The following is a 13,365-nucleotide window of genomic DNA, read 5'->3' on the forward strand; positions in this document are numbered from 1 at the left end:
GCAATCGAAGAGCGATTGATGATTGGGGATGCTAACTGGGCGGTTTCCGTCCTGCCGCTGAATAGGGCTGCGCTTTGCGGGACCAGAGCATCGCGCATCTGGGCATCTGCCTCTTCCATATGTCTCACCGCCTGGGATGATCCGGCTCGCCTCCTCGGCGCGAAGAGGACACCATCACATTCTTCGGAATAGTTGCAGGCTGATAACGTCTGGTAGCGAAAAAGAGCCATCGCTCTGGCGGAGAGGCTTCGCTGAAAAACGGCCGACCTCGTATAAGGGGCTCATCTCCATGTCATGATGGTGGAGGGCGATCATCTGCACCCTCGCAAAAGTTCATCGATATACTCGGCTACCGCCGTTGCGGCCGCGCGCAGCGGCTCGTCGATATGGATGTAGCGCTGCGTGACGCCGCGGGACGCGTGTCCCAGCAGTGCCGCAATCGTGAGTTCGGAGTAGCCAAGCCCGCCTGCGACACTTGCGAAAGTGTGGCGCAAGACATGCGGTGTCACGCCTTCGACTCCTGCTCGATGGCAAATTCTATCCAAGACCCGCACTATGCCGATGAAGTGGCCTTCTCCCCAATCGGCTGGGAAGAAATATCGCGAACCCGAATCGGCCTGCGCCGAAAGAAGCTGGAGAGCAGGCTGACCTATCACGCGTCGTTGCGCCCCCGTTTTTGTCGTCCTGAAGTGAATCGCGCTCTCCTCATCAAGGAGCCAGTCGCGCTCAAGACTGAGTGCTTCGAGCCGACGAAAGCCAGTCAGCAACAGCAATCGGATCACGGCTATCCCGGTAGGATGCTCGTCATCTGCCTCAGCTTCTCTGAGCGCTATGCCGAGCTTCCTGATCTCAGCCTGAGAGAGCCACCTCATTTTGGGCGTGCTCGCAATTCTGCGAATGCCCCTCGCGGGATTTTTGTCGATTTCGCCAAGTCGCACGGCATGTTCGAAAATCGAGTGAAGCGTAGACATGCAGCGCGAGGCTACGCCTTCGCCGCCTTTGGTGGCTCCCCCACGACTGCCCACCCTGGGCTTGGAGGTCGCACCAGCAGCGATGTCGGCTTGGGCGCCTTCGATATCACCGAGCTTCAATGTGGCAATTATTCTGTGGCCTAGCAACGGACGGATGTGGGCATCGACACGACTTCGATCCATCGTCAGAGTGGATGCCTTGATCGGTTTGCGGCTTCTGCCGATGATTTTGCCGGCTGAGGCTCGCTCAAGGTACCAGTCACAAATCTGGTCTACAGTATAGCCCTGCCCGCTCGACCGGGCATCCTCGACAGGGTCTCGCCCATTGGCGACATCGCCAAGGATGATGCGAGCCTGCCGCCTGGCTTCCTCCACGGTCATCAACCCGAACCGACCAATCACCTTTCGACGGCTCTGTCCGTTCGGCAAACGGTACTGAACGACGAAACTTCGCCGGCTCTGGCCGATAGAAACACCGAAGCCACGCAGCTCGCTGTCCCACAGAAGATGATTCGAACCCTTGACCCCATCTTTCGAAGGTTTCTGAGCTTCGATGAGCGTTTTTGTGATTTTCGCCATGATTTCAGTCGCCTGCCAAATGACCCAAAAATCTGCTTACTTTTTCCGGATTTCGACCTGATTTTGCTTATTTTATAAGTCCTGGAGGTCAAATCCGGGCGCAGGGCAGGATAACACTGACGAATCCCGATCGCAAATAAACGGCAGAAATACGTGCTTTTTGCCGTTGTAGCGTAAAATCGAAAAAGACAGAAAATACGCTTCTGGCGAATTGCCAAGGTTGGGGTCGAGGGTTCGAATCCCTTCGCCCGCTCCAGTTTCTCTCATCTCATTGAGAGAACAAGAAAAACTGTCGCACAGACGGTCCAGCACCAATATCGTATCCACAGTGATGCCGGTCGAGGTGTATCAACCCCTCTTAAATGCCGGAGCCGCTGCCTCGCTCATTTGCTTCCACTCGTTCCGCCGCAACTTTCGGGACGGACTGCGTGAGGCGAAAATCGATCGCGATGTCGCACTGGTGCTTGGTGCATCGGCTATCATACTGATCACCAATGGTCCCAGGGGCGAGGCCATTGCGCTCAACGCGCCGGCGGATGCGCCGCTGTCGGCTATACCCACCGCCTGTCTTGCATCCTAGGCCGCGCCATTTCTTGCGGCGGCTCGGGCCGGGGACGAAGCAACGCTCCAGATTCAGGGCCGGGCCGGACGGCGGCCGGCCTTCAACATCGTGGGGCGATGGGCGGCGCCAGCCTCGTCACGAAGGCGACCGTGGAGCAGGATGGGCAGTTGCGCCTATTGTCCAAGCCGAACGAGAAGCGCGCCTGCATCGTGACCGGACGAGAGGCAGCGCGCGCCAGGGAATATTTCGCCGGCTGGCCCGGCTGGATCGATCCCGGCATCGTCACCGATGGAGGCGCCGGTGAGGCAGGAACCGCGATCAAGGCGGGCTATTCCAACGTTATCGGGCTGATCGGGGCCAATCCCTACGATCATGTCGCCAGCGATACAGGGCGATCGTCGATGCGGGCTATATCCGCCAGACAGCGCAGGCGAGCCGCAAGTTGCCGCAATCGCTGTAAGGGAGAGCGAGCGAAAATATGGCTGACCACGGCCATGATCGGACGCTCAGCTGTGATCGTCCGATCACCATGTGCGGAGCGTCCGCATTTTTCAAAGCAATATATGGAAGTTAGGGATCAATCGGATGACTGTCGTTCCTCGTCCGAGGGCACTCGGTAGAGTTTGCGAGGAGATCTCTACCAAAAAATCCAGTATTTTGACTGATTTGGTCCTTTCATAATGAAACCATGCGGCCACCTGATTGCAGGGTAGGCGCGACCGACTTCCAATTTTTTACCCTTATTTATCCCGGAGGCAGAGACCTGCGATGTAGCCCGATTTCCGAGGTGCTGATGTTGACCTGCACCAATCTCGGAAAGGTAAGGATCATGAGGAAACATCTCGTTAGCGTCATCGCCGTCCTCGCGGCGATCAGTCCTGCTGCAGCTTATGCTGCTTATGTGCCACGGAGGCGATTGGTTGACGCCATGGACGCATGAGGATGCGTCGGTGATTAGAGGGCGATTTTCACTTCATTTGATAGATCGCTTCACAGATGGCGCGACGCTCCCGGTAAAACAGGCTATGTTCGCCGCGCTTTCTGGACGCTCGATCACAGGTGGGGCATGGACAATCGCGCAGGCGAGATGATGGTGTTCGTTCGGGTCGTCGAGGCGGGCAGCTTTTCCGAAGCCGCGCGGCTGATGCTGATGACGCCCTCGACCGTGTCCAAGCTGATCGCCCGGCTGGAAGCGCGGCTGGGCGTGCGCCTGATCGAGCGATCGACCCGGCGACTGGCGCTGACCGGCGAAGGTCAATTTTATTATGAACGCAGCCAGGCGCTGCTGGCCCAGATCGACGAGACCGAACAGCAGATCGCACAGGGCGGCGCGGAAGCCGAGGGGCTGGTCCGTGTCACCTCGTCCGTGACCTTCGGCACCACCGCGCTCGAACCGATCCTGCCGGCCTTTTTCGAGGCCTATCCCCGGATCATCGTCGACCTGTCGCTGTCGGACGAGGTGGTCGATCTGTATCTCGACCGCACGGATGTCGCGATCCGCGTCGGCAAGTTGCAGGATTCCAACCTGATGGCGCGCAGGATTGGTGAGACGCGGCGCCGGATCGTCGCCTCGCCCGCCTATCTCGCCCGGCATGGCACGCCGCGCACGCCGGAGGAACTGGTCGGCCATAACTGCCTTGGCTTCAATTTCCGGCGCGCCATGCCGGTCTGGCCGATGCGCGAGGGCGGCCGGATCGTCGAGCGGATGCTGAGCGGGTCGCTGCTGGCCAATAATGGCGAGACGCTGCGACGGATGGCGCTGGCGGGTGTCGGCATCGTGCGGACGGCAGACTATCATCTGCGCGGGGCGATCGCGCGCGGCGAACTGGTCGAGCTGTTGGTCGACAGCGAGATTGGCGAGGTGGACGATATCCATGCGCTGTTTCGCGGGGCGCAGTTCCTGCCCGCGCGGGTCAGGGCCTTCCTCGATTTCACCGTGCCGCGGATGCAGGCCTTCCTGGCCGAGGGATGAAGCGGGCGGGCGATCGCCCGCCCGCGCCGATCGTTCAGCGGGTGCCATGTCCCAATATCGCCATGTGCATCACTTCGACACCGCCCTCCGCCAGTTCGGGTAGTCTGGCGAACCAGGCCTGGACATAAGGCATGGCGTTATGCGCCTCGAAATCGGCCTCGCTCTCGAATATTTCATAGAAGATGAAATGGCCTGGCCGGGCGCGGTCCTCCTGCAGGAAATAGACGAGATTCTTGGGGTCGCTGCGGACCAGTTTCACCAGCGGCAGTGTTGCCGCGCGCAATGCGTCTTCCTTGCCGGGTTTCGCGCGCACCTGTGCCACGATCGACCAGGCGCCCTCTGGAATGCGGGTATAGCGGACCGTGTCGGCGACCGGCGCCGCTGTTTGGGCGAGTGCCGGGGCGGTTACTGCCAGCGGCAGCAACAGGGCCGACAGCGCCATGAATATGTTGCGCATCATGCGTTCCTTTGCTTGGCATGCGGGGAAGGGACCGGGGCGGGCAGCGCCGCCCCGGTTCGGTTCAAAGCCCGGCGCGGGCCTTCTGGCGGCTGGCCAGCGTGTTGGCGAAGCGCTGCTTCACCGGACCCAGCGCCTTCACGAATTCGAGCTGTTCGCCCTCCGGCCCCTTGCAATAGATCAGCTCCCATCCGTCCGACGGGGCGACCGTCACTTTGTTGGTATTGCTGCTCTGGGGCGCGGCCTTGCGCTCGGCCTCGCTGCGCACGCGGATGATGCGATTGGCGCGGACCTGCGTCATGCCGCGCCGGGCGGACTCCGCTTCCAGGTCGGTGATGAACTGGTTGAAGTCGATATCGTCGCGCACATGGAAGCAGATGTGCATCATCCGCGGAAAGGCCGGGCTCATATGCTGCACCGGTTCGGCAAAGGCCTTCGGCCCGCCCATCGGCTGGTCGGCATCGCGATATTGCAGCAACTCGATCACGACATTGTCGAACTGGATGAAGCGGACGTCGAGCCGCTGCGCCCCGCCGCGCAGGTCCGGCACACCGATGGTCCGCGGATTGACGCCCAGCTCATTGGCGACGATCTCCTGATCGGCCAGCAGGGTATTCTGGACCGCATCGCCCGAAAAGTCGCCATGGCGGAACACCTCGGTCCCGCCCAGCACCTGGGTGTAGAATTCATAGGCCCTCTCCATATTCTGGACCGTCAGCCCGAAATGCTGCACGCCCTGAAGACGGGCGCCCAGCGATGCCCGGCTGGGCGTTGCGGACGATGATGCGGCGCTGCTCTGGGCTTGGGCCGGTGCGGAAAAGGGGGCGCCAGCGGCACCGGCGAGGATCGCGGCGCCGGCCGCGTGCAGCATGTCGCGACGCCCAAGGGCGGTCGCATCCTTGTTCACTTCGGTCATGGTCAATTCCCTCCTGTTGGTAGGCGCCGGACAATGGCGCGGGGTGCGCCCCGACCGGCACACAGCTTGGTCGGGGACGCGTATCAGGCCGACCGCGCGGGTCAGTCCGTGATGGGCAGCGGCGCAGCCGGATTGACGAGGCCGGCGGCCCGCAGCGCACGCCAGAAATCGGCGGGCACGACTTCATTGAGCGCGGCGCGATCCTCGGCGATCCGTTTGGGTTGGCTGGCACCGGGAATCACGGCGGCGACCGCCGGATTGGCAAGGGCGAATTGCAGGCCCGCCGCCTTCATGCTGATGCCATGCCGATCGGCCAGCGCCTTGATGCGGGCGACCTTGTCCAGGATCGCCGGGGTTGCGGGGGCATATTCGAAATTGGGACCGCCCACGAGCGCGCCCGAACTGTAGGGGCCGCCGACCACGATACCCAGGCCCTGTTCGGCAACCATAGGCATCACCCGCTGGAGCGCGCGGTCATGGTCGAGCAGCGTGTAGCGCCCTGCCAGCAGGAAACCGTCCGGCCGGGGTTCGTCCAGCGCCAGCAGCAGTTCGATCGGCTCGACCCGGTTCACGCCCAGGCCCCAGGCCTTGATCACCCCTTCGTCGCGCATCCGGTCGAGCGCGCGAAAGGCACCGCGCCGAGCGGTCTCGAACATGGCCAGCCATTCGTCGCCATAGAAATCCTGCGCGATGTCATGCACCCAGGCGATGTCGATATGATCGGTCTTCAGCCGCTTCAGGCTGTCCTCGATCGAGCGATAGGTCGCGTCCTCGGAATAATCGTTCACGATTTTGTTGGGGCGGCCATATTTGAAGACCTCGCCCTTTTCGCCCAGGTCGCGGGCGCTCACATCCTCGACCTCATCCAGGATCAGGCGGCCGACCTTGGTGCTGATGACATAATCGGCGCGCGGCTTGTCCTTCAGCGCCTCGCCCATGCGGATTTCGGCCAGGCCCGCGCCATAGAAGGGGGCATTGTCGAAATAGCGGACGCCATCGTCCCATGCCGCTTCGACCGTCGCGCGCGCTTCCGCTTCGGGAATGTCGCGGAACATGTTGCCAAGCGGTGCTGCGCCAAAGCCGAGCTTCCCCGGCAGAATATCCTTGAGAGCCATCGTCCCAACCTTTCAATTCCGTCCCGGACCCAATGTCCGGCGTCGGACTTGGAATAAGCGCAGGCGGCACGCGGCAGTAGCCAGGCGGCGATCCCAGAACTTTGGAAACGGGTTCACAAGCCAGCGCGGCATCGGCCGGATCTGCGGGAAATCGTCGAAAAAGATCAGACCCGGATCATGTACCAGAGTTTATGCCGAGCGGCTATGCAGCTCCACCAGGATCGCCGCCTGCGCCGCGTCGCGGATGTTGCCGAGCGGCGGCTTTTTTGCATTTCCGGCCCGGTTAGCCTCGCCTGCCTGGCAGCGATCGCAGCGCGTCGATATCCTCGGGCCGGTTGATATTGGGCAGGATCAGCCCCGGCAGCGCCACGATGCGCGCGTCGATCCGCGCCAGCCAGCCCCGGATCGATCGGTTGTTATCCTCCGCCAGATGGGCGTCCAGTTCGGGCGCCAGCGCGGCGGGCCACCAGCCGAGCAGTTGCTGCCCGTCGAGGATGGCAGCCCGCTCCCCGATCAGCATCGCAGGCAGCTCGGCGGGATAGAAGGGCATGTCGCAGCCGCTGGTCAGCACGCCGTCAAAGCCGTGGGCCTGCGCATGATGCAGCGCGGCGTTGAGGCCGCCCAGCGGCCCCATGTCCGGCCCCGGCCGGTCGGGCAGGCTCAGATAGGCTTCCTCGGTCCGGCCACAGATCGCGATCGCGGCGACATGGGGGGAGAGCGCGTCGATCGCATGGTCGATCAGCCGCCGCCCGTCGAGCAGTGCCGCCGCCTTGTCGCTGCCGAAGCGGGTCGCGCGTCCGCCCGCCATTATCGCCCCCAACAGCCTGGCCATGCCCGCCCCTCCTGCCGATCCGGTCCCGTCTGCTTTGACATTGGCAGGGCAGGGGGGCAAGGGTTCGGACCGATGGCAGGCGCGCCCCGCGCGCCGCCCCTTCCCGGCGAGACCCCGATGCAATTGCGTGATTTCGATATCGACCTGTTCCTGCGCGACTATTGGCAGCAAAAGCCGCTGCTGATCCGCAATCCCTGGGCGCAATGGAGCAATCCACTGGCGCCCGAGGAACTGGCGGGCCTGGCCTGCGAGGAGGGCGTCGAGTCGCGGCTGGTGGTGCAGGCGGACGGCGACTGGACGATGGAACAGGGGCCACTGGCCGAGGATCGCTTCGCCTCGCTCGGCGCCAGCCCCTGGACCCTGCTGGTGCAGGCGGTCGATCATCAGGTACCCGATGTCGCGGCGCTGATCGCCCCGTTCCGCTTCATCCCCGACTGGCGGATCGACGATGTCATGGTCAGCTATGCCAGCGACGGCGGCGGCGTCGGCCCGCATTTCGACCAATATGACGTCTTCCTGATCCAGGGCGCGGGCCGCCGCCGCTGGCGCATCGGCCAGGCGTGCGACGATAGCAGCCCGCTGCGCCCCCATGCCGATCTGCGCCTGCTGGCCGAATTCGACGCGACCGACGAATGGGTGCTGGAACCCGGCGACATCCTCTATGTCCCGCCCGGCATCGCCCATGATGGCGTCGCGGTGGGCGACGACTGCATGACCTATTCGGTCGGCTTCCGCGCGCCGGCGCGCAGCGAACTGATCGAGGGCTGGACCGACCGGCTGCTCGAAGCGCTGGGCGAGGATGACCGCTATGCCGACCCCGCCTTGCCGCGCCAGGCCAATCCCGGCGAGATCGCCCCGGTCGCGCTGGCCCGGTTGCAGGCGATGGTGCTGGAGCAACTGGCCGATCCCGCCGGCTTTGCCCGCTGGTTCGGCGAATATAGCAGCACCCGCAAATATCCCGAGATCGACTGGTCGCCCGAAGCGGCGATCGACCCGGCATCCATGCAGGCGCTGGTGGCGGAAGGCGCACCCCTGCGCCGCAATCCGGCCAGCCGCTTCGCCTTCGTCCGGGCGGAAGAGGCCATAATGCTGTTCGTCGATGGCGCGTCGCATGACTGCACCGGCGCCTGCGCGGCGCTGGCGGAGCGATTGTGCGCGGACGACGCGCTGGAGCTTGATCCGGCGCTGGCGGACGATGATGCCGTGATCGCTCTGCTGGTGCTGCTCCATGATCAGGGCAGCATCGCGTTCGAGGACGACGATGAGGAGGATGACGCATGGGACGACTGATCCTCCTCAACAAGCCCTATGGCGTGCTCTGCCAGTTCAGCCCGGAAGCCAACGGCCCGCCGCGCCCGACCCTGGCCGACTATGTCGACCAGCCCGGCGTCTATCCCGCCGGTCGGCTCGACCTCGACAGCGAGGGGCTGTTGCTGCTGACCGATGATGGCCGGTTGCAGGCGCGCATCGCCGATCCGCGCTTCAAGATGCCCAAAACCTATCTGGCCCAGGTGGAGGGCGACCCCGACGATGCACCGCTGGCGGCGCTGCGGCGCGGCGTGCAGCTGAAGGACGGCATGACCCTGCCGGCCGAGGTCGAGCGGATCGACGATCCCGCGCTCTGGCCGCGCGACCCGCCGGTGCGGTTCCGCAAGAGCGTGCCCGATTGCTGGCTGCGTCTCACCATCCGCGAAGGGCGCAATCGCCAGGTCCGCCGCATGACCGCGGCGGTCGGCCTGCCGACCTTGCGCCTGGTCCGTTGGCGCATCGGCGACTGGACGATCGACGACATCGCGCCGGGCGCCTGGCGGGAGGCGCCGGCGATCCTGCGCCAGGGACGATAGAAGAGGCCTCTCCCGAAGTTCACAGTGTAAACGGGCTTTTGGGGGTTTTTGCGCCGGTTTTGCGCCTGCGACGCGCCTGTCACGCGTCGGGGACGCGTCACTTCCAACAGGGGGTGGGTCATCGTGCCGCGCCCGGGTCGCTTCCGCTACGCCCCCCTGACGCGACACCCACGCGCCGGTTTCGCACCGGGCAGGCGCCGGGCGGAGAAGGTGGGTTGATGAGGAAAAGCGCTGTCGCATCGCCAAGGGTAGAACAGAGAAGCGCGCAGTAGGAAAGCGGTGGGCGATGGCGACTATTTTCGGCCATCGTCACCCCGGCCTTGAGCCGGGGTCTCGCTTCTTATCGGTTACGAGGAAAAGCGGGATGCCGGCTCAAGCCCGGCATGACGGATGTGGGTAGGGCGATTAGCGACCAGAGGTAGTCAAAGGGAGAATTGGGGAAACCCGAGGGCGGGTGCCCCTTTATTCCGCTAGGCCATTGCATTTACAGCCAATTCCCGCACTTGAGGGGAATCGCAGACTGTTCGGAAGACGGTTTCAGCATATCGGAAAGCCGAGCTGAAGACTGAGTCCGGGCTGACCGGCTCCTCTGAAATTCCGGTGAAGCGTAGGCCTATGGCCGCAGTCACCCGAGAGTTTCCAAGAGGGTGTGGCCCCGTATAAAATTCGTAGTATAGCTTTTCTTCGATGGCCTTGGGAGGAAGGTTAAATATCTCCGGCGGACCGCCCGGTCGGTGGATGATTACGGCAGGGACCGTTGCGGAGGAAGGCACTAGTTCCCAGTGCTTACCGGAGTTGGATATGTCTTTTGCCAAATGGGCGTGAGGGATCCACAGAGCGCATTCGGCGCGTGCGGCACGAATACATTCAACAGCATGGTTCGAGATCCACTTCGATAGCTTCGCCAATGCCTTTTCGAATTCCGCATCGTCAGCCTTCCAAGGGAATTGAAGCCTCTCGGAGTTATCATTCCCATTAGCTCGTGTGAGCGCTCCGACCAACTGATCGAGCGCATGGACCACATTGTTGCAGAGATCGGCAGCGACTGGTTTGAGTTCGCGTAACTGTTGGCACTTGATGACCAACGAGTAGCTGAAACCGTCGTCGCTTTCACTTTGTTCGATCCCCCACCATTGATCAGCACCGGTTCCTGAAATGAGAGAGTTGATTTCCCGTTGGTGTTTTCTGGCGCGGTTGAGCATCAATTGAACATCGCCGAACAACTCTTCGAGGCTACACTGCTCAAGCTCCCCACGCTCAGTATCGTTAGCTGTCATTCTTTTGCCCATGAAATGAGAAGCAATGCATTAGGCTATATGTGTTCGACCAAACATTCTCCAGCCTCCATGATTTCGTGTGGAGGCAGACACAAGCGCCCGCAAACCACCCCCTTTCGTTATTCCCGCGAAAGCGGGAACCCATCCCCTGCGTCCAGCACCTGGCCGCGCGGGGATGACGGCATTCTACCGCCCCGCTTCCCCCACCGGCAGCACCGTGGTGAATTTCGTGACCGACAGGGCGAAGTGGGAGGAGGCGCCGCCGACCGAGGGGTGTTTGAGCAGGTTGCGCATCAGGAAATGCTCATAATCGGCGACGTCGGAGGCCACGACCCGCATCAGATAATCCCATTCGCCCGACATGAGGTAGCATTCCATGATTTGTGGATGCGCCTCGACAAAGGCGTGGAAGGCGTCGACGCTTTCGCTGGTGTGGCTCTTCATCCGTACGCTGCACAAGATGTTGACGGCATGGCCCAGCTTCTCTGCATCGGCGAGGCGAACCGCGCCCTTGAGCACGCCCATCTCCTCCAGCGCCCGGATCCGCCGCCAGCAGGAAGGGGCGGTGCTGCCGACCCGTTCGGCGAGGTCCGCATTGCTGAGCGAGGCGTCGCGCTGCAGCTCTGCGACGATGCGGCGGTCGAGTGCATCGAGATTGACGGATTTGTTCATGATATTGCCGATCGGTGAATTGGTTTTCCAAAATCCTTTGTAAATCCCGCCCGATTGAAAGGCAATTACGCCCGGTCTGTGAGAGATTGGCGTGATGGTAGAGGATATTGCACCGCCCGCTGGCGCCGCCGCCGACTGGACGATCCCGCAGGCGTGGGACCGCTACAGCGCGGCCGAGCATGCGATGTGGGACACGCTCTTCGCGCGCCAGTCCGCCATGCTGCCCGACCGGGTGGTGCCCGAGTTCATGGCCGGGCTCGACATATTGCGTATCAACCGCCCCGGCATCCCCAATTTCGAGGAATTGTCCGATCGGCTGATGCGGGCGACCGGCTGGCAGGTGGTGGCCGTGCCCGGCCTCGTCCCCGACCGGGTCTTCTTCGAGCATCTGGCCAATCGCCGCTTCGTCGCCGGCCGCTTCATCCGCACCCCCGACCAGATCGACTATCTGCAGGAGCCGGACATTTTCCACGATGTCTTCGGTCATGTGCCGCTGCTCGCGAACCCGGTCTTCGCCGACTATATGCAGGCCTATGGCGAGGGCGGCCTGCGCGCCGCCGATCTGGGCGCGATCGAGCGGCTGGCCCGGCTCTACTGGTATACGGTCGAATTCGGCCTGATCCGCCGGCCCGAGGGGCTGCGCCTCTATGGCGCGGGCATCGTCTCCTCCTATGGCGAATCCGTCTTCGCGCTCGACGATCCCTCGCCCAATCGGCTCGGCTTCGATCTCAGGCGGCTGATGCGCACCCGCTATCGGATTGACGATTATCAGCAGAGCTATTTTGTCATCGACAGTTTCGAGGATCTGCTGCGCCAGACGGTCGAGACCGACTTTGCCCCGCTCTATGCGCAGCTGGCAGGGCAGCCCGATTTCGCGACTGACGCGATCGCCGACACCGACATCATCTACACCCGTGGCACCCAGGCCTATGCCCGTGCCCGCGCTTCTGAGGTACTATGACAGATACGACCCTTCTTGCCCCGGCGCCCGGCCGGTCCCTGTTCGGTGCGCTCGATCGCCAGGCGCCCGACGCGCTGCTGGGGCTGATCGCGCAGTATCGTGCCGATCCGCGCGCTGACAAGATGGACCTGGGCGTCGGCGTCTATCGCGACGAGGCCGGCGCGACCCGGTGATGCGCGCGGTGAAGGCGGCCGAAGCGGTGCTGCTCGCCGAGCAGGGCAGCAAATCCTATCTTGGGCCGGAGGGCGACACGGGCTTTGTCGACCTGCTCGCCGCCATCGTCTTTGGTCCGCTCGCCGGCTCCGACCGGATCGCCGGGGTGCAGACGCCCGGCGGCACCGGCGCGCTGCGGCTGGGCGCCGACCTCATCGCCCGCGCCCGCCCCGGCGCCACCGTGTGGATCGGCGATCCGACCTGGCCCAATCATGCGCCGATCTTTCGCGAGGCCGGGCTGACGCTGGCGCCGCACCGTTTTCTGGATGGCGCGGGTGCGGTCGATTTCGACGCGATGCTGGCCGATCTGGCCGCGGCGCAGGCCGGCGACGTGCTGCTGCTCCATGGCTGCTGCCATAATCCGACCGGCGTGGATTTCAGCGCCGAACAATGGGCGGCGATCGCCGATCTGTGCGCGGCGCGCGGCCTGATCCCGTTCATCGACCTTGCCTATCAGGGGCTGGGCGACGGGCTGGAGGCGGATGCCGCAGCCACGCGCCAGATGCTGGCCGCCGTGCCCGATGCGCTGGTCGCCTATAGCTGCGACAAGAATTTCGGCCTCTATCGCGAGCGGGTCGGCGCGCTGTGGGTACAGGGGGCGAATGCCGCGCTGACCACGCTCGCCTTCTCCAACATCGTGGCGCTGGCGCGCGGCATCTGGTCGATGCCGCCCGATCATGGTGCGGCGATCGTGCGCACCATATTGGAACGGCCGGCGATGCGGGCGGAATGGACGGGCGAGCTGGACCAGATGCGTACCCGCATCAATGCGCTGCGCGCCGCGCTGGCGGCGGCCCATCCGCAGCTTGCCGCCATTGCCGGCCAGCGCGGCATGTTCGCGATGCTGCCGGTCAGCGCCGCCGCCGTCGCCGCGATGCGCGCCGACCATGGCATCTACATGGCCGGCAATGGCCGCATCAACATCGCCGGGCTGCGGCTCGACACCATCCCCGCCTTTGTCGCCGGCCTTTCGCCGCATCTGCCTTCTGCCTGA

At 63.6% G+C, this 13,365-nt stretch carries 12 protein-coding genes and 1 pseudogene; 6 read left to right on the forward strand and 7 right to left on the reverse strand.

Going from position 1 to position 13,365, the window contains the following annotated elements; genetic code table 11:
* Nucleotides 1-311: 311 nt before the first annotated feature.
* Entirely contained in the window at nucleotides 312-1,550 is a 1,239-nt protein-coding gene (locus PMI04_RS02440; RefSeq protein ID WP_007710914.1) for a site-specific integrase, read from the reverse strand.
* A gap of 678 nt (nucleotides 1,551-2,228) precedes the next feature.
* On the opposite strand from PMI04_RS02440, the gene PMI04_RS02445 reads away from it, so the two are divergent.
* Nucleotides 2,229-2,732, forward strand: coding sequence for a hypothetical protein (locus tag PMI04_RS02445; protein WP_157178136.1), 504 nt, complete (start codon nucleotides 2,229-2,231; stop codon nucleotides 2,730-2,732).
* A 446-nt stretch (nucleotides 2,733-3,178) separates the two neighbouring features.
* The gene (locus tag PMI04_RS02450) at nucleotides 3,179-4,084 is read left to right on the forward strand and encodes a LysR family transcriptional regulator (protein ID WP_007710910.1); all 906 of its coding nucleotides are present in this window, start codon (nucleotides 3,179-3,181) and stop codon (nucleotides 4,082-4,084) included.
* Nucleotides 4,085-4,118: 34 nt separating this feature from the next.
* Here the strand turns inward: PMI04_RS02450 and PMI04_RS02455 are convergent, their stop codons facing one another.
* The 4 genes from PMI04_RS02455 to PMI04_RS02470 form a co-directional block, all read right to left on the reverse strand.
* Nucleotides 4,119-4,544 carry a putative quinol monooxygenase gene (locus PMI04_RS02455; protein ID WP_037486610.1) on the reverse strand — a complete coding sequence of 142 codons (426 nt, stop codon included), beginning with the start codon at nucleotides 4,542-4,544 and terminating at the stop codon, nucleotides 4,119-4,121.
* A gap of 61 nt (nucleotides 4,545-4,605) precedes the next feature.
* Nucleotides 4,606-5,457: a VOC family protein gene (locus PMI04_RS02460; RefSeq protein ID WP_007710903.1), complete on the reverse strand. Its 852-nt coding sequence runs from the start codon at nucleotides 5,455-5,457 to the stop codon at nucleotides 4,606-4,608.
* A 101-nt stretch (nucleotides 5,458-5,558) separates the two neighbouring features.
* Nucleotides 5,559-6,572, reverse strand: coding sequence for an aldo/keto reductase (locus tag PMI04_RS02465; RefSeq protein WP_007710900.1), 1,014 nt, complete (start codon nucleotides 6,570-6,572; stop codon nucleotides 5,559-5,561).
* Between the two features lie 283 nt (nucleotides 6,573-6,855).
* Nucleotides 6,856-7,404: a molybdenum cofactor guanylyltransferase gene (locus tag PMI04_RS02470; protein ID WP_007710898.1), complete on the reverse strand. Its 549-nt coding sequence runs from the start codon at nucleotides 7,402-7,404 to the stop codon at nucleotides 6,856-6,858.
* Between the two features lie 72 nt (nucleotides 7,405-7,476).
* Here PMI04_RS02470 and PMI04_RS02475 point away from each other — a divergent pair, with 72 nt between their 5' ends.
* Nucleotides 7,477-8,694 (forward strand): cupin domain-containing protein, encoded by a 1,218-nt coding sequence (locus tag PMI04_RS02475; protein ID WP_007710890.1) that lies wholly within the window; start codon nucleotides 7,477-7,479, stop codon nucleotides 8,692-8,694.
* The gene (locus PMI04_RS02480) at nucleotides 8,682-9,248 is read left to right on the forward strand and encodes a pseudouridine synthase (RefSeq protein WP_007710887.1); all 567 of its coding nucleotides are present in this window, start codon (nucleotides 8,682-8,684) and stop codon (nucleotides 9,246-9,248) included. The genes PMI04_RS02475 and PMI04_RS02480 overlap by 13 nt, the downstream gene beginning before the upstream one ends.
* Before the next feature lie 470 nt (nucleotides 9,249-9,718).
* Here the strand turns inward: PMI04_RS02480 and PMI04_RS02485 are convergent, their stop codons facing one another.
* On the reverse strand, nucleotides 9,719-10,525 hold the full coding sequence (locus tag PMI04_RS02485; RefSeq protein WP_157178134.1) for a hypothetical protein: 807 nt from the start codon (nucleotides 10,523-10,525) through the stop codon (nucleotides 9,719-9,721).
* A 186-nt stretch (nucleotides 10,526-10,711) separates the two neighbouring features.
* The gene (locus PMI04_RS02490) at nucleotides 10,712-11,197 is read right to left on the reverse strand and encodes an Lrp/AsnC family transcriptional regulator (protein WP_004209492.1); all 486 of its coding nucleotides are present in this window, start codon (nucleotides 11,195-11,197) and stop codon (nucleotides 10,712-10,714) included.
* A 94-nt stretch (nucleotides 11,198-11,291) separates the two neighbouring features.
* Between PMI04_RS02490 and phhA the strand changes: the two genes are divergently transcribed.
* Both phhA and PMI04_RS02500 read left to right on the forward strand, forming a co-directional pair.
* The gene (gene phhA, locus PMI04_RS02495; RefSeq protein WP_007710882.1) at nucleotides 11,292-12,158 is read left to right on the forward strand and encodes a phenylalanine 4-monooxygenase; all 867 of its coding nucleotides are present in this window, start codon (nucleotides 11,292-11,294) and stop codon (nucleotides 12,156-12,158) included.
* Nucleotides 12,155-13,365 (forward strand): annotated as a pseudogene (locus PMI04_RS02500) (amino acid aminotransferase). Before phhA ends, PMI04_RS02500 begins: the two are co-directional and overlap by 4 nt.

It is taken from the genome of Sphingobium sp. AP49 (assembly GCF_000281715.2).
Lineage (GTDB): Bacteria > Pseudomonadota > Alphaproteobacteria > Sphingomonadales > Sphingomonadaceae > Sphingobium.